Origin of the sequence: Paraburkholderia hiiakae (assembly GCF_904848665.1) — a bacterium.
GTDB classification, from domain to species: domain Bacteria; phylum Pseudomonadota; class Gammaproteobacteria; order Burkholderiales; family Burkholderiaceae; genus Paraburkholderia; species Paraburkholderia hiiakae.
This window is the reverse complement of sequence record NZ_CAJHCQ010000002.1, coordinates 665,498-688,489: the sequence shown is the minus strand read 5'-3', so window position 1 is coordinate 688,489 and position 22,992 is coordinate 665,498. Positions and strand designations below refer to the sequence as shown.

Here is a 22,992-nt window from a genome sequence, read left to right as displayed (position 1 = left end):
GGACACAGGCGTGGACGCAAACCTCACGCGCCCGTATCTCCCCTGCTCAACGAAGGCCCTATACGTCGCGTCGTTTCGCGCGTCACCAGCGTGAGCGGAATCGGGCTTAACGCAATGGGCTGCTTGCGGATCATCTGCACGATGCCTTGCGCCGCGAGCCGGCCGATTTCATAGGTCGGCTGCCTGACCGTCGTCAAAGGCGGCGTCATATACGAAGAGGTCGGCAGATCGTCGAAGCCGACCAGCGACACGTCCTCGGGCACGCGCACGCCGCGGCGAAACATGGCAAGACGCGCACCGTATGCGGTCTGGTCGTTCGCACAGAACACCGCACTCAGCGACGGCCGGCGCACCAGCAACCGCTCCATCGCCGTGACTCCGCCTGTTTCGAGGTAGTCGCCCTGCTCGACCAGATCGGCGTCGAAGCCGATGCCCGCCTCTTCCAGTGCGATACGGTAGCCTTCGAGACGCTCGATCGCGTCCTCGTGACTGCTTGGGCCAGCAATGAACGCGATCTCGCGGTGACCCTGCTCGATTAGATGGTGCGTCGCGTCGCGAGCGCCTTGCAGGTTGTCGATCGGCAGGCCTGCTAGCGCCGTGCCGTTTTGAACCGAGCGCCCCAGCACGAGCATGGGTGCGTAGCGCGAATATTCGGTGAGCGTGGGCTCGTCGAGTTGTGCATGCAGCAGAATGATGCCGTCCACGCGGCGCGCGATGAATTCTTCGAGGCGCGCCTTTTCGTCGACGACATTCCAGCGGCTGCTCACGAAAATCGGTGTGAAGCCTGGCCCCGAAAGCGCCTCTTCAATCCCGCGCAGCCACTCAGCGTAAAACGGACTCGACACGGCCTGCGTCAGTACGCCGATGGTTTCGGTCCGGCCGCTCGCAAGACTGCGCGCCAGCACGTTTGGCCGATAGTTGAAACGCGCGATCGCCTCTTCCACCGCGCGCTGCTTTTCGGGAAGCACACGTGCGGTGCCGTTCAGGATGCGCGACACCGTGCTCGGAGACACACCGGCTGCGCGCGCAATTTCTTCCAGCGTCACGTTGGGACCCGCATTGGGACCACTGGGGACACTGGGCGCGCCGGGTGTTTCGTTGGTGCCATCGGTCATGAGTTCCGCCTGAACATTTCCATGAAAGCGCTTTCAAACACTGAAAAAAGCGATTCCCGATACGAATTCGAAGTGACTAACTGGAACAAAAAAGTGGAACAACAACGTGGAACAACAAAGCGCAGAAAAAGCAGCCGGTGCGACCAGGGTGGAGGAGAGATCGCACCGGCCTCTCTATGAAAGAGAATTAAGCAATACCTGACACAAAGAGATCACAACAACTACAGGTCAAACGAAGTCAAATCAGAACATGTGCATGATGCCCGCGAACACGCCGGTCTGGCTGTGACCGTAGTTCGGGTTGTCGTTCGACGACGTGCCCGTCGCCGCGTCGAAGTTGTTGTTGCCGTACGGACCGTTGCCGAGGTTGATGTTCGACGTCGAGCTGTTGTGCACGTAGCCCGCTTCCGCGTACAGGAACGTCCGCTTCGAGAGGTTGTACGTCGTGCCGAGCGTGAACAGGGTGGCATTGCCGTTGCCGTTGTTCGCGTTCGCGTGGAACACTGCAGCCGTAATCGCCGAAGCGTCGTTCACCTGCCAGCCCGCGCCGATCCACTCGTGGTTCACCGCCGTCGGTGCGCTCACGCCAGCCGGCTGCGTGCCAGCCACGCCCATGGTTGCGTCGGTGGCGTCCGGTGCGCTCAAGTGCTGGTAGCCCGCATACAGCTTGACAGGACCGAGCACGTACGTGCCGCCAACGAGGATCGAGCGCGACGCCGAATACACGTTGTTGAACGAGCCGTCTGCACCGCGGACTTCGTCATAGATCACGCGGAAATCGCCGCTGCCCCACGTGTAGATACCTTCAATCGCGTTCGTACGGCCCTGGCCAGTCGGCACGCCTTGCGCGTTGACCGGCGCCGAGTTCCAGCTCGTGTTGTTGGTCAGCGAATACTGGCCCTTGAACACGAGACCGCCGAACAGCGTAGGCGAGTCATATTCGGCGCCGTTGCTCGTGCTCGCCCAGTTACGGCCGCGCACCAGCGTCGAGATGGCGTAACGCTGCATCAGCTGCGGGTCCGCGCCCCAGCTGTCCTGCGAAAGTTCGCCGGCGCCGAGGTTACCCACCTTGAACAGACCGAAGCGGTCGTTGGAGAAGCCCACCGTGGCGTGACGGCCGAACAGATTGCCCGCCGAAGCGCCCGTCTGCGTATTGAGCTGGCCTTCCAACTGGAAGACTGCCTTCGTGCCGCCGCCGAGATCTTCCGAACCCAGCAGGCCAAACCAGGAGCAACCCCAGTCGCCACTCTGTGCCGAGAACTTGTTACCGCCCGGCAGGCCGGTTTCATACTGCACGCCGTTGTCGATACGGCCATACAGTGTGACGCTGCTCTGCGCGTGCGCCATCGTCGTCGCAGCTGCCATCACCGACAAAGCAATAAGCTTCTTCTTCATTAGCTATCCTATATATATTTTAGCGTCTCCAAACCGCGCAGGTCGCGTGCGCTCTTACACGTTACCTACCAGGCTGCCTCACTGAAATGTCCCGAATCACATTTCGAGGCGATTATAGGGACGCCCCCGCCCCGTGTATCGAACCGGCACGTTAGGGAAAACTCTGTTACCGATAACAGTTGCACGCCGCCATGTCCCGGAGTAGGCCCCTGCTTTGTGACCATCGCGTTATGGTCACAAGCCTCGCAAATCCATTTGCGGTCGTGAGGGAAAATATGCGCGGCGTGGGAAATGTTCCGAACACCCGTGCTACATCGGCCAAAACACGCTTGACAGCGCTTTCAAACGCCGCGCATCGATGTTGTGAAGTTGCAACGACGATACGAAAATTCTTGCCCGTTGCATCTGCAGCTTTCCCTGCAGGGGATTGACAGCGCTGTCACCAGCACGCGCGGGCGATAGCGACTATGATCAAGGTATACCCTGCCGGGCAACGAGTTGAGACTTGCCGGTAAGCACCCTCAGCGCGGGACTGTGTGCATGAATCCCGCGGGCTTGCCGGCTTCACACGATCGCGCCACGTAAAACCCTGCGCCTCGACTCCCGCTGTTCCCCCGCCACGTCGCGCGCGCGACGTCCCGTCCGAACGCAATGCACCAGCACGCACCAGCGTAACTTTCGCCGGGCAACGGCGCAGCCGTTCCTTGCCCGACTGGCAAAACCCTCGACGCGCCATTGCGGTGACCACTGTGCCGCACGCCGCACGAGGTGGTCTGCCCTCTGACTTCCGCGGCCCTGCGTTGAAGCGGGCCGGAAGGCTTGCTGCCGGAGTTGACCGGCACTTCTGCCACACTGCAAGGAGGTATCGTGAAAGCCATCATCACTTCCACTCTCGCATTACTGATTTCCAGCGCCATGGTGCCGGCCGTTCAGGCTCAAACCGATTCGGGGTCAAGCGACTCGCAACTCGCACACGACGTCCGGGTCAGTCTCGCGCGCAACGGCGTGAGCAATTCTCATGTCTTTGTATTTGCCCGGGGAGGCACGGTCACGCTGCTAGGATTTGTACCAGAGCACGAACAGGTCGCACTGGCCGAACGCACTGCGGCTGGTGTCGCGGGTGTGCAATCGGTGGACAGCTGGCTTGCGCGTGGACGCTGAAGTCGGTGAGATTGAATGGAACGCCGCGCGCGGACACGGCCCGTATCGTCCGCGCGCTGCTCTCTATTTATTGATCGCGCCGCGCAATCGCACTTTTAGCATTTTCGGCATTTTTGGCACGTCTGATCCGTTTGAACCAGCCGCCCCGCCCATAGTCGGTCTGCTGCAGAAACACGGCGATCACGATGATCAGGCCTTTGAGGACTAGCTGGGTATTGCTGTCGATGTCGTTGAGCAACAGGATATTGCCAAGGAAGCCGAATATGAGCACGCCCGCCACGGTGCCCGATATGCGTCCAACGCCGCCGGAAAGACTCGTCCCGCCAATTACCACGGCGGCAATCGCATCGAGTTCCCAGCCGGTCCCGGCATCGGCCTTCCCCTGGCGGTACTGCGCCGCATAGAGCACGCCAACCAGCGCCGAGAGCAGGCCGGAAATGGCGTAGGCCATCATCTTGTAGCGCTTGACGTCGAGCCCTGAAACAACGGCGCATTTCTCGTTTCCTCCGATTGCGTACAGATATTTTCCGAACACAGTACGGTTCATCACGAAGCTAAAAACAAGCGCAATCACGAGAAAGAAAAGCGCGGGTACCGGAATCAGATTGAACAGCAGCGCTCGCAGACTCTCGATATCCGCCGTGGCATTCGTGCCGCTGTAAATCGAATAAACGGCGGTGTCCTGCCCGGCGATCAGCCGCGCGGCCCCAAGCACGCCGACCATTGCCGCGAGCGTGACGATGAATGGCTGCATGCGCCCGCGCGTGATAATCCATCCGTTGATGCTGCCCACCGTGAAGCCCGCGAGCGGTACGATCCAGAGCACACCTGCCAGCGGCATGCGGTGCGCCGCGCGCGACACGATATACAGGCACGCCAGCGCCGCGCACAGCAGCGCTACGCCACCGCGCACCGCGCGTGCAGTTCCCGTGTGGGCGCCCGGCAAGCGTTGCGGCCTGCGCCATGCACCCAGCACGATCAATACGATCGAGAACACGGCAATCGCGTTGAGCGCGAGCGACGCATAAGTCGCCCGGCTCCACCCTTCCGTGGTGAGCAGCATCGCGGTCAGCACGCTGCCGAGGCCCATGATCGCCCCGACGGACAGGTCGATGCCCGCGGTGATGATCACGAGCGTCATGCCGATCGACATCACGCCGACGTTCGCGACTTCGCGAAACACATCGGAGATATTGGCGCTGGAAAGAAAGATGTTGCCGCCATCGGTCGAGTGAGGCGAGGTGAACGCGCCCACCACGAGCAGCACGATCAGCCCCACGTAGTATTTCAGGTGTGTCATGAGCATGCTGAGTTGACGCCTGCGCGTTGGCGCGTCCGGCTCGGCGACATGGTCCTGCACATGCAGCATGGTCAGTCTCCAGTCAGGGGCAATTCAGGGCGAAGCGAGGTCGATCAGCAGGTCGCCGGAAAAATCGCTGCGCGGCACGATCTGTTTGGCGCGCCCTTCGCACAGCACGAGAATGCGGTCGCACAGCAAGGTCAATTCGTCGATTTCGGAGCTTGCGATCAGCACGGTCACGCCCGAGCGCGCCGCGTCGAGTATCTGGCGGTAAATCTCCGCTTTTGCAGCCACGTCCACGCCTCGTGTCGGCTCGTCGAGCAGCAGGATGCGCGGCTTCGTCATCAGCCATTTGCCGATGATGAGCTTTTGCTGATTGCCGCCCGACAAGCTATTGGCGCTCTGCGCGAGGCTGCGATGCTTGACCCGCGAGGCGCGCGCCTGCTCAGCGGCCCAGTTGCACAACCTGCGCCGCCTGTAGAACGGAAAGCCGGGCACGCGCGGCAACGACGGCAGCACGAGATTCGCTTCCAGCGATTGGTCGAGCACGAGGCCATCCTTCTTGCGGTCTTCGGTCACGAAGGCAAGACCCGATTCCGCGGCTTCATTCGGAGACCTGAATGACCGCCGCTGCCCCGCGATGGCAATAGCACCCTCCAGCCGGTAGGCCGAGATTCCGTAGATGGCTTCGAGCACTTCGGTCTTGCCCGCGCCGAGCAAACCCGAAAGGCCGAACACTTCGCCCTCGCGCACCGAAAACGACACGTCGCGCACCATCGCGCGCGCCGGCCCCCACAGCGAAAGATTGCGCACCTCGACACTCGTGCTGCGAGCGCGCGGCGCCTCGTCCGCGCCGCGCTCGGGCGGCGCGAAGTCCTTGCCGATCATCATCGAGACGAGCGCCGTCGAGGACTCCACCTGCGCGACCGGCAGTGTCGAGATGCGCCGGCCGTCGCGCAGCACGGTCACGCGGTCGGCCACGGCGAAGACCTCACCCAGCCGGTGGCTGATCAGCACGATTCCCATGCCGCGCTCGCGCAGTTGCCGCGTGAGTGTGAGGAGCGCGTGGGTCTCGGCGTCGGAGAGCGCCGAGGTGGGCTCGTCCATGATCAGCACCCGCGCTTCGGCCAGCAACGACTTGGCGATCTCCACCAGTTGCTTTTCGCCCACCCGCAGCGCGCCGACCAGCGTGTCGGGGCTCTCGCGAAAGCCCAATTGTCCAAGTACGTTGCGCGCAGCCGTGCGCATGGCACGCCGGTCCGGAAAACCCCAGCGTGTGCGCGGTTCCTTGCCGAGAAATATGTTGTCGACAGCCGAAAGCGTATCGACGAGATTCAGCTCCTGATGAATGACCGCAATTCCTGCGTCAATCGCGTCGTTCACGCTCGCAAGGCGTGTGGGCACGCCCCGCACGCGTATCGTGCCGCTGTCCGGCGTATAGAGCCCGCCCAGCATCTTCATGAGGCTCGATTTCCCCGCGCCGTTCTCGCCGACGAGCGCATGCACCTCGCCCGCCACGACATCGAAGTCGACGCTCGACAACACGGCGCTGCCGTTGAACGATATCGACAGGCCTGCCGCCTCGATCAGCGGCGCGGTGGCAGCGGCATTCATTCAGGAGTGGCTAGCAATATACGCCTTGGCGTTGTCCGCAAAAATGCCCTGCGTCGGCAACGTGACCTTCTTCGGGATCTTTTCGCCGTGGAGCAGCTTGAGCGCCTGGCGTATGCCTTCGGCGCCGGGCGTGGGGTACATGAACGTGCCGGCAAGCAAACCTTGCGACACCCAGGTCGCGCCCTCCTGCGGCAAGCCGTCGATGCCCACGAACTTGATGCTCTTGTCGCGCCCCGCATCCTTGGCCGCAAGATAGGCGCCATAGGCCATGGGATCGTTGTGCCCGTAGACAACATCGATTTTTGGATTCACGCGCAACACCGTCTTCATGTACTCGTAGGCCTTGTCCTGCTTCCAGTCGCAATCCACGCGCTCGCCTACGAGCTTGATGCCCGGCTCCTTGCCGGTCACGCTCACTGCGCCGTCGTGGCGATCGTGCGCCGGTTGTGCGCCGAAGCCGCCCCACACCTCGACGAGATTGCCCTGTGCATGTCCCGGGCCGCCCATCAGCTTGACGATGAATGCGCCGGCTTCGCGGCCGATCTGCACGTTGTCGCCGCCAATAAACTGCGTATAGGATTCGCCGTTCACCTCGCGGTCGAGCACGAACACGGGAATACCTGCTTTATAGGCTTTTTCCACCACGCCCGTCAGCCCCGCCGACTCCTTGGGCGAAATGAAGATCGCATCCATTTTCTGCGCGATGAAATTCTCCATGTCGGCATTCTGCTTGTCGGTGCGGTCGCCGGCGTCGGCAATGATCAGATCGACCTCCGGATGCTTCGCGGCCTCGGCTTTCATGTCCTTGTTGAACTGCACGCGCCAGGGCTCGACCGTGGTCACCTGCGAGAAGCCGAAGCGGTATTTCTTCTGCTGCCCGAACGCGGGGGCGCTGAGCGTCCCGAGAAGACCCGCTGCACCGGCAAGCGGCACGGCGACCAAACCCGCAATCAGAATGCGTCGTTGACTGTCCATTGCCCTGTCTCCTTTGTTGTCTGAACCGGGCGGCGCGAGTGACCGGCCTCGGGTGCTACAAAAAATAAAACGTTATAGCGGCGGCGCGGCGGATGCGCTCACCGCTTCGCCCCATTCGTCATACCGCATCGGGCCCGTGCTGTCGCGCACGCGCAAGTCGGCACGCATGCGCAAGTGCACGATCTCCGGGTTCTCGCCCTGCAGCTGTTTGTGCAGGAGGTGCCAGATGCCGCGGGCTATCGCCTCGGCGGGCTGACGAATCGAACTGATGCCGGGACGCAGCACCGACATCCACGGCGCGTCGTCGAAGGAAAGCAGCGAGACGTCGTCGGGCAAGCGCAAGCCCGCGTCGCTTATCGCTCGCAGCGCGCCGAGCGTCGCGACGTTGGCGCCGGTGAAAAGCGCCGTGGGGCGCTCGCGCGCGGCGAGCACGCCGAGCGTCGTCGCGTGGCTTTCGGTATCGCTCATGCCGCACACCACGACGTTGGCGTATTGCGCCAGCCCGGCACGCTGCATCGCGTCCTGGTAGCCCTGGGCCCGCTCGCGGCTGTTGACGAGGTCGAGCGCATTGACGATGAACGTGATGCGGCGGTGACCGAGCGCGATGAGATGCCCGGTGCCGTCCATCGCCGCGCGATGGCTGTCGGTCGTGACGGTGTTGGCAGGAAAGCTGTTGTCCACGCGATCGGCCATCACGAGCGGCACGTCGCATTCGCGCAGCTCGCTGATCGCGTGCTCGTAACCGTGGCACGGAATGATGATCATGCCCGCCACCTGACGCGAGAGGACGAAGCGGACGCGCTCCGCTTCGCGTTCCGGGTCCTCCTGGGCGTGCGCGAGGATGAGCCGATAACCGGATTCGAGTGCGTGATCTTCGAGCGCGCAGACCAGTTCGATGAAAAACGAATTGGTCAGGTCGGGCACGACAAAACCGATGGACGTGGAGCGGCAACTGCGCAATTCGGCGGCCAGACTGTTGCGCCGGTAGCCGAGCTTGCGGGCCGCTTCCCAGACCTGCCGCTGCCGCGCTTCGCTCACGTTCGCGGCCCCCGCGAGCACCTTCGATGCCGTGCCCAGCGAGACACCCGCCGCGTGCGCAACGTCCTTGAGCGTACTGGCACTCTTCTTGCGGTCGTCCATGCTGGTCTGTCCGCCTGAGGTTATCCGCCCGTTGCTATCCGTCTGAACTGAAACGTTTCATAGAGTAGGAAATGGATTTTCAGGCTTCAAGGGAGGGTTTTACCGGGGCGCCGGAGAAAGCGCGAAAACTAGCGGTAGTTCACGAAGTTGATGATGTCGTTGAGGAACCACGGAAGAATCAATTGCGTGTCGGGATCGCTAACGCCCACGGTGAGCCTCGGCGGCTTCGAGGCGGGCGCGCCGGGCTTCGCACCCTCGGGCGTGTGCAGCATGTAGGTTTCCGTGTCCGCGGCGGGCGGAGGCGATGAAGCACAACCGGCAACCAGCAAGGCGAGGAACGCTGCGCAGCGCAAGCGCTTCATGATAGGCAATCTCCAGCCACGTGATTTTGAAGCCCAAGCGTACCATTGGCCCCACCACCGTCGCGCGGAGCTGCGCAGGTGCCTTGCTTGCCTATTTCAAAATCATTAAGCGCATTGAATTTGGCCAGAACCAAAATTTCTGTCGAATGCCGTTTTTTTTGCGTTATGCAAAAGCAAATCAAATAAATACAACCACACTCCGTGATCTCCCGGTTTGTCTCAACTTCCATTGACACCTATCAACGGGAGTGAAGCGCTTCTTGATTCATCCATCTACGCTATCGAACGATCACACGATATTCTCTGCCGGCTTGTTCACGCCACTATGAGAAGAACTCCATGAGAATCAATCGCATCGCATTTATTCCTGCCGCAATTCTGATTGCAGGTACTGCACTTCCGGCGCTTGCCCAACAAACAGCTGTGTATCCGTCGAGAGGTCAAAGCGCTCAACAGCAAAGCGCCGATGAAAGTGCTTGCTATACGTGGGCAAAACAGCAAACGGGCATTGACCCGGCGAAAGTGGCAAACGGCGCGCCGCAAGCGCAAGCGCAGAACGGCCAACGCGTCAGGGGCGCCGCCGGAGGCGCGGCCGTGGGTGCCGCCGCTGGCGCGATCGCGGGCAACGCCGGTCGCGGCGCGGCCATCGGCGCCGTGTCCGGCGAGGTTGCGGGCGGCATAGCGCACCGGCGGCAGGAGCGTGCCGCAGAGGCGCAAAACGCACAGACGGAATCGGCGCAGCAACAGGCGCTCGCAAGTTTTCACCGTGCATGGGGTGCTTGCATGCAGGGCCGAGGCTATTCCCTGCGCTAAGCGCCGGCGATAGCGTCGAGAAACGAAGCGAAGAATCGCGATGATGGAAGGGCCACGTTGCACGAAGCGAATATGTGCAACGTGGCCCTTCCGACAACGAGAGGCGCGCTTAGCGGAATCCGTAAATGAGAACGAGACAGCGGGAGATTTCGTGTGCAGACTAGTTGGAGGACAAACGTGCGAGCGTGTTACGGCTTCACCGCGTAATGCACCAGTTCGATCGCGTTCGTCGCGGGCGCGCCCCTGCCGGCGAGACGCCCTTGAAACTCTTCACGCACCACGCGCTTGACGCTCGGGGCATACCAGAGCGTCTCCTCCATCGGGCCGCCGCCCGGGCCGTACTGCGGCTGCCAGACACCGCTCATCGTGATCTTGATCGCGGAGAAAGCGCCCGCCTTCGTCCTGACCGTCTCCACGCCTTGCACTTCACATTGGGCTCGGCGCTGCACCCTCATGCCTGAAGGGGTCCTCGCTATGCAGTCGGCCTCATAGCGCTCACCGGCTCGCAGCGGAAAATGCAGGGCGATCCCGCAGGCACGCGCGTCGGCGCCATTGGGAATCACATTGGCTTCGGAGGTGAGTTCCAGACGCCCGCCGCCCGGGCCGACCAGAAGCGATGCACTGCCGTCTGCATCGACGGACGTCACGGTTTGCGTGAAGGTTCGACTCTTACCGGACAGCGGGTCGGACCGCTCGAAGGTCCAGTTGTCCCCGACCGTGTAGTGCGGCGCGTCCTGAGGCAGCACAATGGAAGCGGCGTCGAGCGCGAAGCTCGACGGGGCGCCCGGCCCCGCCGCCAGCACGCACACGACGCCGATCGCTGCGGCGCGACGCACATGTGCCCTCATTGGCCCTGCTTCTGCAGATATTGCTGCACGTCGCCCATCGACACACGGCCGGTATGCGCCGTGTCGATCTGATCGAAATGCTGCGCGATGTACCCCAGCCCGCTGCTTTGCGCCTGAGCTTTCGTAATCGAAGCGCCGTTGCTCAACGCGGAATTCGCGCCTAGTCGAGCCGCCACTCGCTGCTGCGCCTGCTGCTGCAATTGCGTACCCGTGGAGGGCGTGAGCGGCGCTGGCCGGTTAGACGGGAAAAATGGGCCATCCACACCGTGGCCGCCCTTCGGGAGTTGAACGGGCGCCACCGCCTGCGTTGCGGCCTGGGCGTTGGCCAGTGTGACGGCAGCAACCGCGCAAACCATGAGCGGCGTAATGCACCATAGCTTTTTGAATGTAGACATGATCGCTCGCCTTCAATGAGTGAGGAGCGGGGTCACCACATCGAATATCGAATATCGACGCTCGACGCAAACCCCGATCTGTGACGTTATTGGCCCGCTGCCGCGACTGCAGTGGAAGTCGGCGTGCCCGCGGGACTCTCGTCGGGCCACGGCTGCGGAAGCGTCCAGAGCGAAAGCGCCAATGGTATGGGTTGGCCACCATAGTAGCTCACGAGATCGGCCTTCATCTTCGGGCGCGCGACGTTGTCCAGATAAATCATATGGCCGCCCTGGAAGAAGTTGACCTGCAGGTTCGGGCGCAAACCCGCCACCGTTTGCAGGCGAGCAAGCTGCTTCTCTGTATTGAAGAACGGCGTTGCGAGATCGTGATAACCGTTCTCCGAAAGCACCTTGAGCTGCGGATTGAGCTGAATCGCGCCGAGCAGGTCGGGTAGCGTATCGGGCAGTGGCTGGCCGTCGTGCGAGAAGTCCCAGACCTCGATGATGTTGTCGTTCAGCGGCATGTACGTCGCATTCGGCGCCGTGTAGCCGAGATAATCCGGCATCTGCGTGGCGAGTGCGGTCGTGAACGGCTGCGAGATGAGGATGTCCGATGGGTCGCCGTCGCTCTGCAAACGCGGATCCGAATCCGGCAACGACACGCGCCCATCGTAACGCCCGATCGTCGTGCCCGGAATCAGTTCGTTATTGAAGGGATTCACGTTGAAATAGCCATTGAGCGCCTGCAACGTGAGGCTCGAAGGCCAGCGCCACGAATCCAGCGTTTTCTCGGGCGGAAAGACAGGATTGCCGAGCGCGTCGGGAATGCCGAGTTGACTCAGCACCCACGATTGCGCGTATTTCCTGAAATGCTGGTACTGACCTGTCGCGAAGATCTCCGACTGCAGCGCAAAGAGTCCTTGATCGATCAATGGCGGCGAAACCAGATTGAAGTAGGCCGCCACTTCGGCATAGCCGGGGTAATAGCCCGCGAGCGTATCGGTGTCGAGCTGCAAACCTGCCGTTGAATCCGTGATCGCCGTCGCCTCGATCGCGTCGGCAAAGTAATTCAGGATGGACGACTGAAGCACGATGCCGGTCAGTTGCACGCCCGCCGCTTCGAGCGCGAGCGCAAGCATGTCGGTGCGCGGCGTGCCATACGATTCGCCGTAGAGATAGATCGGTGAACTGCCGCGATTATTCACCGCCAGATAGCGCTTGATGAAATCGCGCATCACGTCCACGTCTGGATCGCAGCCCCAGAACTTCTGGTTCGTGTTCGGCAGGATGGCCTCCGAAAGCCCCGTGCCCGGCGGGTCGATGAACACCATGTCCGTGGTGTCGATCAGGCTCTCCGCATTGTCGACGAGTGGAAAGTTCGGCCAGTTGGTGAGCAGCGGATCGGGCGTGGCGACACGCGTTGGCGCAAACGAGCCGAGACGCAACCAGATCGATGACGAACCCGGACCACCGTTATAGATGAACGTCACCGGCCGCGGCGAACCGTTTGTGCTCGGCGCGGTATAAGCGACATACGACATCGTCGCTTCCGGATTGCCGTTCGCGTCAGAAGCGGTCAAATGGCCGGTTGTCGTCGTGTAGTTGATGGTCGTTTTCCCCGAACTCCACTGGTAATGCATGATTGCGGCTTTTTCGGCGACCTGCGACACGGCAAGGCCATCGTTGGCATTTGCCGAGTACGCGATCGGGTCCGTGTAGGGCTGGTTTGCGTTTGATGAATTTGGCGTCTGCGCGGCTGCCTTAGCACTCGCCGAAACCTGGTTCAGCGCGCTCGCGGCAGACGAGGACGGGCTGCTATCGCCGCCTCCGCATCCCGCAAGCATCAGCACACCAATAGCCATCGCGCCTGCATGGCGCAGCTGGCTCCAACTACGGCTACAACCCACGCTGGGTCTACTGTCCGGATGCATTGTTATACCCCTTCGAATGATGACGTCACACTACGCGGGGACCGCCTTCGCCGGAAATGAAGCCTTGAAAAAAGCATCGAAATTCAAATGCACTAACGGCATACAGCGGCTGACATTTAACTTTCCATTCCTGACAAAGTCGATTCAATTTGAGCGTTATTTATTTACTATGGATAACTAAATAACCCATAGCGCATGAGGCGAATACATTGAGTTTCGCCGACATGATTTCGCGGGAAATATTTTGTAATGAAAGATGGCAGAGGAAAAATAGGAGGCGCCGCGGTACTTTGTCAAGGGATAGTTTCGCAAGCTATGCGTGCTGATTCGATGCGCACGCAGCAATTCCAGCAAGCACGAAACCAACAGGTGCATGCGTGCCGGCGATGCGAGATCTCGTTGCAACGCGGCCGTGAGCGAATGACGAATTGCATGCTCGACAAGGCCTCAGCGTTTGTCTGAATGATTGCAATCCGTGGTTGGCGGCCATCGGCCAGCGTGTTCAATTGGGGCCACATTTCTCGTTCGGTGCAGGACCGTAAAGAAGCACGCTCGGTCATTTCGCTACCCTTATAAATAAAAGCAGCACGCACACGAAACCTGAATTGCGCGGTAAAACGTTCCGCACCTCAATCTTCACCAGAATTAAGCCACCACGCATATGTGCGCCAGGCAACAGCGGAGATTGACGCGCTGTGGGAAATCAACCATATTTTCTTAACGCGGCTGCGCTCGGTCGGCCACGCCGCTTTCCTGCGCATGCAGATCGTGAGTTCCGCGGGGCATCGCGCTTCGCTTCAACGACGATTCTGAGCATGCCGAAATGGCATCGCCATAACGGTGGGACGACATCATGTCCGCTCAGATTGGTCGCGACCATAACTTCCCCTCCGCGTGCAAGCGCTGCGGCGGGCTGCTGTATGAGAACTTCGAATTCTGTCCTTACTGCGGCACGGATTCTCCGCTCGACAAAGTTTCGCTAGGCACCCATCCGAAAGCCACGATGACACCCCTCGGCGCCACTACGGCGGCGCCCCCCGCACCCTCGGCCGCGAAGATGGCGCCGGCGGGCGTGCCCCCGTCCGATGGGCCATCGCTGGACCCCAGCTACCCGCACACTGAACAGAACGGCGTGCAGCACGCCGCGCAGCACGCCATGCAACTCGCGCAGAACTTGCGGTTTTCGCAGATGGGGCAGTGGATCTTTCCCAAGGGCCTATTCGTCATCGCATTCATTCTTGCTTTCGCATACGGCACGTATCTGCTGCTCGGCACCAACCGCCAGCGGGAGGACACAGCGAGCGAAGCGACCCTGCATTCTTCGGGCGGATCGGTTTCGATCAATGCGCCTCGGCAACAGACGGATGAAACGCCCGCTGCTGCGAGCACGGAGACCCGCGTCGAGCCTCAATCGCCCGCGCCGAATGCACACGCCGCGCCGCAAATCGCGGATGTGGCCGACGGCCTGCGTGTCGCGCGTACCAGTCTTGCTCAAAACAACCTGTTCGACGCGAGCGCCGCGGCCAATGCCGTGCTCGCACGCGACCCGAACAACGAAGAGGCACACGCGCTACAAAGAGATATCGCGGCGCGCGAGCAACGGCGCGATATCGCGTTGCAAAACGCGGACCGCTGTGCCGCACAGCGTGTCTGGGGCTGCGTGCAGCAACAAGCTTCGGAGGCACTGGCGATCGATTCGAGCAGTCAAGCCGCGCAATCGTTTATGGAGCGCGCCATCGTATCGTCTGCCTGGAAACCGCTCAGCTCGCCCAATGGCGCCCCGCAAGCGAACGCGGCAGCACCCATGCCGCACGCAGCGAACACCGTGCGACTGCCGTCGTCGCAGGATTGGAACACGAACCCATCGCCGCCACCGCTGCCTGATACGACGAACGCGACGAACGCAACGAACGCAACGAATGCAACGAATATGACGAACGCGGCGACGGCTGCCAGTCCCGCCAGCAACGACAACAGTGCCGACGCACGGCAGCGCGCGATCGTGCAAAACGGCTGGACGCACACCGCGCCACCAGGCGCCACGCATTGAAAAGGATTCCCTAACATAACGAAGTCTGCCGTACATCACAAACAGAGCGGGAGAGAGACCATGTTGAAAACGATTCTAGCGGGAGTGGCGGCGCTGATCGCCCTGCTTTTCTCAACGCTCGCCGTCGCTGCCGAGGCAGATGCGCACTACCGGATCGTGACCGGCCCAGAGCGCGGCACATACATTCAGATCGGTCAGGACCTGGCGAAATGGGTAGCGCCGCCGGCCGGCATCGACCTCGAAGTGATTCCATCGAAAGGCTCGGCGGAAAACGTGCAGCGCATGCGTTTCGAGCCCGGCGTGAAGCTCGCGCTCGTGCAGTCCGACGTCTACCAGGCCTACGTCGACATGGCCAATTCCGGCAATGAAGATGCCGGCACACTGATACGGCCGCTGCGGCTCATCATGCCGCTCTATGACGAAGAGATTTACTTTGTCGTGCGTAACGACTCGCCAATGAAGGCGATCAACGAGATCAAGGACAAGGTAATCAGCGTCGGCCTGATCGGCAGCGGCACCGCTCAGTCGGCAACGACGCTATACCGCCTCATGTTCGGTCAGCCCATTCCCGAGCAGAACGCGCAGCACCTGAGCAACGAAGACGCGCTCGCCGCGCTCATCGTCAAGAAGATCGACGTGGCGATCATCGTCGCCGGGCAGCCCGCCAAGCTCTTTACGGACATGAACCCCGAACTGCTGCAGCAGATCCGCTTCCTGCACGTCGATCCAAACGCGCCAGAAACGGCGCGCGCGAAGCAAACCTATTATCCCGCGACCATTCACGTTTCGAGCTACCCGAACTGGCTGAAAGAAGACGTGTCGACCTGGACAGTCAAGGCCTTTCTCGTCACCTACGACTACAACCTGCGCGACACGGTCGGCAACCTGAAGCGCTTTGCCGATTCGCTCTGCGAGAACTTCGACAACCTGCAGGAGCACGGCCATCCGAAGTGGAAGCAAGTGAAGCTTGAACTACCTGGCCTCGGCAAAGGCTGGCAATACTATCAGCCCGTCGAGCGACGCCTGAAGGCGTGTTTCGCCCATCACGCCGCAGCGCAGGCCGCAAAAGCCCCGGCGGCGGCACAAGGCGCCCCCGCCACGCAACGAGCCGATGGACGGCCATGCTCGGATCAGGAGCGCTTGCTCCTGCTGTGCAAATAACGCCGCCAGTCACCCGTCACGGGAACGCGATCCCCAAATCGCGTAATCGGCCGCGCAAGTCCCGCCTTCCAACGTCAGTACGACGTGGAAGCGGATCCCCTTGCGCGCGCACACAATCTCTCCTGGTATCTGCTTTCAGGATGTCCTAATGTCCATGAGTGCCGCGATGCCGGCACGTCGCGACGGCCTTCCCGATGCAGTGCGTCCTACCCTAACAACAAACAAGGAAACACCCATGAGAGATACTCCGTTAGCAGTCCGGTGTAAAACGGCACGGCTCGGTGCCGCGATCGCCATGGCAGGCGCGGCGCTCGTGCCTGGCGCGCGCGCTGCCGACAACAACGCCAATCACGCAGCACTGAACAGACTGCCGCCATTCGTGGTGGCGAGCAGCCTGCAAACCACCAGCTACGACGGCGTCAGTGACGATCTGCTGACCGCCGGCCTCGGCAAAACCGGGCTTGCCGGCGCGCAGCCGACCATCGCGAATCCTGCGGCCCCGACGGCAGCCGAACTGCGCAGGCTTGCGATCTGGTCGAACTATCGCGCGCTCGTCGACATCAGTGCGAACGGCGGCTATGGCCGCTTCTGGGGGCCTAACGTCGATCTCTATGGCAACGACACACTGGGCGAAGGCAAAATCGCCGGCACCGAATATCTCGCATTCGCCGACGACGGCAGCGGCCGCCAGAACGTCAGCCTGCTCGTACAAGTGCCAGCCAGTTTCGATCCGGCGAACCCGTGCATCGTGACCGCCACGTCGTCGGGCTCGCGCGGCGTGTACGGCGCAATCTCGGCGGCCGGCGAGTGGGGACTCAAGCGCGGCTGCGCGGTTGCCTATACCGACAAGGGCACGGGCAACGGCGCAGAAGAACTGATGAGCGGTCTCGTCACGCTGATCGATGGCCGCACCGCCGATGCCGCAACGGCGGGACGCGCGAGCCTGTTCACCGCGAACGTGCCGGCGGGAGCGCTCGCCGCGTACAACCAGAAGTTTCCGAACCGCTATGCGTTCAAGCATGCGCATTCCCAGTTGAACCCCGAGGCGGACTGGGGCAAGGACACCCTCGAGGCAGTCCAGTTCGCGTACTGGGTGCTCAACCAGCAGTTCGCGCCGCGCGTCGATGCATCGAATCACGGCGTGCGCTACGCGAGCGGCGACATCACGACGATCGCGGCTTCCGTGAGCAACGGCGGCGGCGCGTCGCTCGCGGCGGCCGAACAGGACACGGGCAAGTGGATCACGGCTGTCGTCGTTGGGGAGCCGCAGATCAACGTGCGCATGCCCGGCGACGCGCAAGTCAGGGAAGGCGGTCAGCGTATTGCTGCGGCCGGCAAACCGCTGGCCGACTACACGACGCTCGCGAACCTGCTGCAACCCTGCGCCGCGCTCGCTGACGCCGCCACTGGCGCGCCCTACCTCACGGCGCTGCCCGTTGCGACCACAACCGCTATTCGCGAGGCGCGCTGCACGTCGCTCGCGGCGGCAGGCTACATACACGGCGGCGATACGCAAGCGCAGGCAAACGATGCGCTCGCACGCCTGCACGAAGCCGGCTATGAAGCGGACTCCGATCTGCTACACGCGCCGATGTGGGATTCGCAAGCCGTGCCAGCCGTCGCCGTGACTTACGCCGATGCCTACACGAGGTCGAGCGTGGTAGACAACCTGTGCGGCTTCAGCTTCGGCACGACGAACGCTTCGACGGGCGCTGCGGGCGTTGCGCCCGCCGTCTCGCCCCTGCTCACGATCTTCGGCGTGGGTAACGGTGTGCCGCCGACCAATGGCGTCAGTCTCGTCTACAACGTCACGCCGCCGGGCGGCGCCGATCATCGGCTCGCGACGCCCGATGCCAGCTTCGCGGGCGCGGCCTGCCTGCGTGCGCTGTGGACGAAGGGAAATCCGCGCATGCGCCAAAGCGTCCAGGCGATCAGCGTCAATGCGAACCTGCACGGCAAGCCTGCGATCATCGTGCAAGGCCGCAGCGATGCGCTCGTGCCGATCAACCATGCTTCGCGCGCGTATCTCGCGGCAAACAGCGAACGAGAAGGCTCGCGCAGCCACGTGTCGCTTTACGAGGTGATGAACGGGCAGCACTTCGATGCCTTCCTCGCCGTGCCGGGCTTCGATACGCGCTTCGTGCCGGTTCATTACTACAACATCGCAGCGCTCAATCTGATGTGGAGTCACCTGAAGAACGGCACGCCGCTGCCGCCGTCGCAGGTCATCCGCACGATCCCACGCGGCGGCAGTCCGGGCGCCGCACCGCCGCTGGGTCTCGCGAACCTGCCGGCCATCGTGGAGAATCCGGGCAGCAATGCGATTCGCGCGAACGATGGCGTCGTGAACGTGCCGCATTGAGGCGCGAAGGCGGTTGGCGCGGTGGCCGCATCACACCAGCAGTTGCCGCGCCAACACTTCCCTCGCCTGTGTCACGGTGTCCCCTTCGCCGGGATGAGGCGGCATGAGCGAGAACACAGCGTCGGGCAAGACCGGCAGCCGATGTTTCGGGCCGAGACGCACGAGGCCCTCGCCGATTGCGGATGCGCACAGGCAACCCACACCGAGACCGGCTGCGAGCATGGACTGCAGCCCGGCCACGCCCGACGCGCTGTGAACGAGCACGTACGGTATGTCGTTTTCTTCGAGAGAGCGCACCGCGACCTGGTGCATCATGCAGTCGCCCGGCAGCAGCACGAGCGGCAGCGCTTGCGGCAACTGCTCGGCGAGCGTGGGCGACGCGACCCAGTAGAGCGGCTCGCGCAGCAACTCCCAGCGTGTGTCCGCGTCGGCGGCGGCGGGCCGGAACGGGCCGCTCGACAGGTGCATGACCACGCCGAGATCGATCTGCCGCTTCGCATACGCGACTTCGATGTCGGCGCTCTTCATCGCGCTCACGTGCAAACTCAGTTGCGGATAGCAGTCGCGCAGCCTCACAAGCAAACCCGCCACCTCGTTGGTGCGGAAGTACTCGGTAATCGCGACGCGCAGCTCTCCCTTGATGGCCTGGCCACGCACCTCGTCGAAAGCCGCTTCGTTTAGCGCCACGAGGCGCCGCGCGTGCTCTAGCAGCCGCGTGCCCGCGGGCGTCAGCTCGACGCCGCGCTTGCTGCGCAGGAAAAGCGGCACGCCCGCGCGCACCTCGAGCTTGCGCACCTGCTCGCTGATCGTCGATTGCGAAAGATGCAGCAGCGGCGCCGCCGCCGAAAGGCTGCCCACGTTCGCCACGGCCGCGAACGTCTTCAACTGGTCGAATTCGAAACCGCGCATGACATCCCCAACCCATCGAATAAGTCGATGGATAGTACCATTTATTCCCGCTTTTCCGGACCTTCCGGTGTCGTCAGAATGTCGATTCGATAGCCAGACTGCGCGCCCCCGGCGAAGCAGTCTGACCATAATCCGGCCCTTTATCGCTGAGCACACTCATGTCTGACAATACGTATGCCGCCTGCGCCGTGGCGCCCCGCGCCGCCGTCGAAGCCGGCCATGGTCATCACGGCTGGGCGCTGGTCGTTTTACTGGTGGGCGCCATCCTGCCGCCGCTCGACTACTTCATCGTGAACCTGGCGCTGCCCGCCATCCGCGACGGACTCGGCGCGAATGCGTCCGAACTCCAGCTGGTCGTCTCGGCCTACGCGTGCGCGAACGCCGTCATGCTGATCACCGGCGGGCGCCTCGGCGACCTGTACGGCCGCAAGCGCATCTTCATGATCGGCATGGCGGGCTTCGTCGTCGCCTCCACGTTCTGCGGCCTCGCCACCAGCGGCACGGCGCTCGTTGCCGGCCGCATCTTGCAGGGCCTGTTCGCCGCGACCCTCGCGCCGCAGGTGCTCGCCACCATCCGCAGCGTATTCACGCCGCATGAGCAGGTGCGCGTGATGGGCCTTTATGCGTTCGTTTTCGGCGTTGCGGCAGTGATCGGCCAGCTTGGCGGTGGCGCGCTCATCAGCCTGCACCCATTCGGTCTGGGCTGGCGCGCGATCTTTCTTGTCAACCTGCCCATAGGCGTGTTCGCGCTCATCGGCAGTTGGCGCTTCATTCCGGAAAGCCGGCCGCCGCGCGGCAAGCGCATCGACGTGCCAGGCACCCTGCTGCTTTCGCTGTTTCTCCTAATGCTCGTTTATCCGCTCACGCGCGGGCGCGAGTCCGGCTGGCCGTTGTGGATGCTCGCCTGCCTGATCGGTTCGCCGCCCATGCTAGGCCTGCTGTTGCGCGTGGAGTGGCGCAGCCTCGTCGACGGCAAGGATCCCCTGCTCGACGTACGCCTCTTCCGCAATCCGGTCATCGCGCTCGGCCTCGTGCTGGCGTTCCTCTTCTATACGATGAGCGCGTTTTTCCTGACCTACGGCATCTATCTGCAAGGCGGCCTGCATTGGACGCCGCTCGCATCGGGACTCGCGATCCTGCCGTTCGGCCTCGGGTTTCTTTCGAGCCCGTTGCTGATGCCGCGCCTCGTGCACCGGTTCGGCGGCTATCACGCTCTGACGCTGGGCTTCGTGATGCTCGCGCTTGGGCTCGCCATTGCGGCTGCGCTCGCGGGAGTGGCGCAACCAGGCGCCGGGTTTTATCTCGGCCTCGGAGCAATCGGCATCGGCCAGGGGCTCGTTCTGCCCTCCGTCGTGCGCATCGTGCTTGCCGAAGTGGAGCCCGAGCGCGCGGGTATCGCCTCGGGCATGGTCACGGCAACGCTGCAGATCGGCGCCGCCGTTGGCGCGGCAACGCTGGGCGGCCTGTTCTTCTCGAAGCTCGGCGCCGCGCCCGGCGCGCTCGAGTACGCGCAGGCATTCAGGACCACGATGTTCGCGCTCGTCGCGATCCTGCTGCCTTGCGCGCTGCTCTCGAGCGCGCTCGGACCGCTGCATCGACGCACGCATGCAGATGGGCCACGCACACGGTAATGGGTGGACAACGGCGAGCGGGATCGCATGCCGCTTTTCACGACTTAGGCCGCAAAGCATCAAGGCCGCTTCCCTGGGGAAGCGGCCTTGATGTGTTGGGGGAAAGGAGCGCCGGCGAGAAGTCGGCAGTCCCGCTCCTAATGGGCGACGGCCTTGACCGTCAGCGCGTTGTTGACCGACGACACGCCGGCCACGCCTTGCGCGGCCTGCGCGGCAGCGTCCACCTGGCCCTGTTCGGGCACCGTGCCAAGCAACGTCACTGCGCCGTTGCGCGCTCGGACACTGACGTTGGTCACGTCCACGGCCTTGTCCTTGCCCAGCGCCTTGCGCACCGTCTTTTCAAGCATGTGGTCCGCCTTGCGGGCGGCTCTGGCTGATGATGCGGCGGCTAAGGGAACCGAGGAATCAGCGGGCTGTGCCTGTGCATTGAACGCAGCCAGCGCCGCGACAGCGCCGACAATGACGGCGAGCTTTTGAATACCCATGGTCATGTTGCTCCGTTTTGGTTGGTGGGCGTTGCCACGATCAGAAGGTCGTTCGAATGCCGACGTTGGCGCCGACCGTCGTGCCCGGCGGCAGGCCCAGGCCTGCTGCAGCCAGTCCGAGACCTTGCAGCCCCCCCACGCCACTGCCGGCGCTGTCCACCGTCAGACCCGAACCGAGGCATACACCGTTGTGCGCGCAAGTGTTGTTCACGAGGCCGACCTGCGCATACAGTGACGTGCGCTTGGACAGGAAGAATTGCGAGCCGATCGCGCCCATCACCGAATGACCGCCGGAGTTCACGCGGTCCTGCTGGTAGTACACGCCGGCGTTCAGATCGAGATACGGCAGCGGGAAATAGTCGAAGCCGCCGCTATAGATGTTCACACTGGTATTGGTCGAATACATCAGCGACGGATTCACCGAGACCGGCACGCTGTTCGCCTTGAAATTGGCGAACGCCGCCTTGGCAATCAGTCCGCCGAATTTGTAGCTCATGCCCGCGGTATAAGCGCGTACGTTGATTGGATAGAGTTGGCCAATGCTCGCGAGCGCACTGTCGGCTGCGTTGTTGGTGCTGATGTACGCCGCCGCGGCGAGGAATGTGCCGTTGGTGTACCGCCCGCTGACCGACCATGCACGGCCGGTCTGGAAGGAACCCGCGACGCCGCCGAGCGCGAACAGGCCCGCCGCCTGGAATCCGCCTATGTCGGGCGACGTATACGACACCGCATTGGGCATGAAGACAGCGGCGATCAGACTGTTGTCGCTGACGGGAGTGAGAATGCTGCCGAATTCGCCCGCACCGCGCGGATCGAGTGCGTAAATGATGTTGAAGAATGGCGAGATCTGCAGGCCCGCCTTGACCGTACCAAAGCCTCCCGACACACCGACCTCGGCGATACGGTTGAACAGCCCGTTGTTGCCGCCCGGGTTATCGAAGCCGCCATTGGCGAGGTTGATACCGCTTTCGAGCTTGAATTCCGCCTGGAGGCCGCCGCCCAGATCTTCCTTGCCTGACAAACCCCACAGCGAAGGCGAATAGCCCGAGTTCGTGAGCTGGAACACGTGGCCCGTGCCCGTGCTGCCATTGAATTCCGGTGTCGAATGACTCAGATACATCACGCCGACGTCGGCGATACCATACAGCGTCACGCTCCCGTCCGCATACGCCGCGCTGGCTGCACCGAGCGCCGCGGCGGCCACGCATGCCTTGAGTGGCCACTTCCGTTGCTTCGCCATCTTCATGAGTCTCCTATCTTTAGAGATGGTTTTTAAAATAGTTATGCGTTGTCTTGCTGATGATTGTTCCGTCACATTAATTTCGGATTCCATAACATCTAGCATTCAAGATTCGATGGAACCCCG

20 protein-coding genes are annotated in these 22,992 nt (G+C 62.5%); 6 read left to right on the top strand and 14 right to left on the bottom strand.

The genetic code is table 11. The annotated features are described in order from the left end of the window. Positions 1-23: 23 nt before the first annotated feature. Together JMY28_RS07015 and JMY28_RS07010 are read right to left on the bottom strand one after the other, a co-directional pair. The gene (locus tag JMY28_RS07015) at positions 24-1,115 is read right to left on the bottom strand and encodes a LacI family DNA-binding transcriptional regulator (RefSeq protein ID WP_201695145.1); all 1,092 of its coding nucleotides are present in this window, start codon (positions 1,113-1,115) and stop codon (positions 24-26) included. A 243-nt stretch (positions 1,116-1,358) separates the two neighbouring features. Continuing rightward, entirely contained in the window at positions 1,359-2,510 is a 1,152-nt protein-coding gene (locus JMY28_RS07010) for a porin (protein WP_201695144.1), read from the bottom strand. 867 nt (positions 2,511-3,377) lie between these two features. Between JMY28_RS07010 and JMY28_RS07005 the strand changes: the two genes are divergently transcribed. Then, positions 3,378-3,671, top strand: coding sequence for a BON domain-containing protein (locus tag JMY28_RS07005; protein ID WP_201695143.1), 294 nt, complete (start codon positions 3,378-3,380; stop codon positions 3,669-3,671). Between the two features lie 67 nt (positions 3,672-3,738). Here the strand turns inward: JMY28_RS07005 and JMY28_RS07000 are convergent, their stop codons facing one another. The 6 genes from JMY28_RS07000 to JMY28_RS06975 form a co-directional block, all read right to left on the bottom strand. Beyond that, entirely contained in the window at positions 3,739-5,040 is a 1,302-nt protein-coding gene (locus JMY28_RS07000) for an ABC transporter permease (RefSeq protein WP_201695142.1), read from the bottom strand. A gap of 24 nt (positions 5,041-5,064) precedes the next feature. Next, entirely contained in the window at positions 5,065-6,585 is a 1,521-nt protein-coding gene (locus JMY28_RS06995) for a sugar ABC transporter ATP-binding protein (protein ID WP_201695141.1), read from the bottom strand. Next, on the bottom strand, positions 6,586-7,560 hold the full coding sequence (locus JMY28_RS06990) for a substrate-binding domain-containing protein (RefSeq protein WP_201695140.1): 975 nt from the start codon (positions 7,558-7,560) through the stop codon (positions 6,586-6,588). 72 nt (positions 7,561-7,632) lie between these two features. Continuing rightward, positions 7,633-8,700, bottom strand: a complete 1,068-nt coding sequence (locus tag JMY28_RS06985) for a LacI family DNA-binding transcriptional regulator (RefSeq protein WP_201695139.1) — start codon at positions 8,698-8,700, stop codon at positions 7,633-7,635. A gap of 128 nt (positions 8,701-8,828) precedes the next feature. After that, entirely contained in the window at positions 8,829-9,062 is a 234-nt protein-coding gene (locus tag JMY28_RS06980) for a hypothetical protein (protein ID WP_201695138.1), read from the bottom strand. Next, a complete protein-coding gene (locus JMY28_RS06975) occupies positions 9,059-9,292 on the bottom strand; it encodes a hypothetical protein (protein ID WP_201695137.1) in 234 nt (77 codons plus the stop codon). The genes JMY28_RS06980 and JMY28_RS06975 overlap by 4 nt, the downstream gene beginning before the upstream one ends. A gap of 109 nt (positions 9,293-9,401) precedes the next feature. Here JMY28_RS06975 and JMY28_RS06970 point away from each other — a divergent pair, with 109 nt between their 5' ends. Continuing rightward, entirely contained in the window at positions 9,402-9,875 is a 474-nt protein-coding gene (locus JMY28_RS06970) for a YMGG-like glycine zipper-containing protein (protein WP_201695136.1), read from the top strand. Between the two features lie 188 nt (positions 9,876-10,063). On the opposite strand, the gene JMY28_RS06965 is transcribed toward JMY28_RS06970, so the two are convergent. From JMY28_RS06965 to JMY28_RS06955, 3 genes are all read right to left on the bottom strand, one after another. Beyond that, a complete protein-coding gene (locus tag JMY28_RS06965; protein WP_201695135.1) occupies positions 10,064-10,723 on the bottom strand; it encodes a hypothetical protein in 660 nt (219 codons plus the stop codon). Further along, the gene (locus JMY28_RS06960) at positions 10,720-11,079 is read right to left on the bottom strand and encodes a 2-oxoglutarate dehydrogenase (protein ID WP_407945479.1); all 360 of its coding nucleotides are present in this window, start codon (positions 11,077-11,079) and stop codon (positions 10,720-10,722) included. Before JMY28_RS06960 ends, JMY28_RS06965 begins: the two co-directional genes overlap by 4 nt. Before the next feature lie 125 nt (positions 11,080-11,204). Then, positions 11,205-13,028, bottom strand: coding sequence for a S10 family serine carboxypeptidase-like protein (locus JMY28_RS06955; protein WP_201695133.1), 1,824 nt, complete (start codon positions 13,026-13,028; stop codon positions 11,205-11,207). Between the two features lie 853 nt (positions 13,029-13,881). Here JMY28_RS06955 and JMY28_RS06950 point away from each other — a divergent pair. From JMY28_RS06950 to JMY28_RS06940, 3 genes are all read left to right on the top strand, one after another. Next, the gene (locus tag JMY28_RS06950; RefSeq protein WP_201695132.1) at positions 13,882-15,078 is read left to right on the top strand and encodes a zinc ribbon domain-containing protein; all 1,197 of its coding nucleotides are present in this window, start codon (positions 13,882-13,884) and stop codon (positions 15,076-15,078) included. Between the two features lie 60 nt (positions 15,079-15,138). Next, complete coding sequence (locus JMY28_RS06945) at positions 15,139-16,239, top strand: TAXI family TRAP transporter solute-binding subunit (protein ID WP_201695131.1); 1,101 nt, start codon at positions 15,139-15,141, stop codon at positions 16,237-16,239. A 235-nt stretch (positions 16,240-16,474) separates the two neighbouring features. Then, positions 16,475-18,601, top strand: a complete 2,127-nt coding sequence (locus JMY28_RS06940; RefSeq protein ID WP_201695130.1) for a D-(-)-3-hydroxybutyrate oligomer hydrolase — start codon at positions 16,475-16,477, stop codon at positions 18,599-18,601. Between the two features lie 30 nt (positions 18,602-18,631). On the opposite strand, the gene JMY28_RS06935 is transcribed toward JMY28_RS06940, so the two are convergent. Next, entirely contained in the window at positions 18,632-19,510 is an 879-nt protein-coding gene (locus tag JMY28_RS06935; protein ID WP_201695129.1) for a LysR family transcriptional regulator, read from the bottom strand. 158 nt (positions 19,511-19,668) lie between these two features. Between JMY28_RS06935 and JMY28_RS06930 the strand changes: the two genes are divergently transcribed. After that, a complete protein-coding gene (locus JMY28_RS06930) occupies positions 19,669-21,141 on the top strand; it encodes an MFS transporter (protein ID WP_201695128.1) in 1,473 nt (490 codons plus the stop codon). A gap of 137 nt (positions 21,142-21,278) precedes the next feature. Here JMY28_RS06930 and JMY28_RS06925 read toward each other — a convergent pair whose 3' ends face one another. Further along, the gene (locus JMY28_RS06925; RefSeq protein WP_236596734.1) at positions 21,279-21,632 is read right to left on the bottom strand and encodes a BON domain-containing protein; all 354 of its coding nucleotides are present in this window, start codon (positions 21,630-21,632) and stop codon (positions 21,279-21,281) included. Between the two features lie 34 nt (positions 21,633-21,666). Then, on the bottom strand, positions 21,667-22,866 hold the full coding sequence (locus tag JMY28_RS06920; protein WP_236596733.1) for a porin: 1,200 nt from the start codon (positions 22,864-22,866) through the stop codon (positions 21,667-21,669). Between the last annotated feature and the right edge of the window lie 126 nt (positions 22,867-22,992).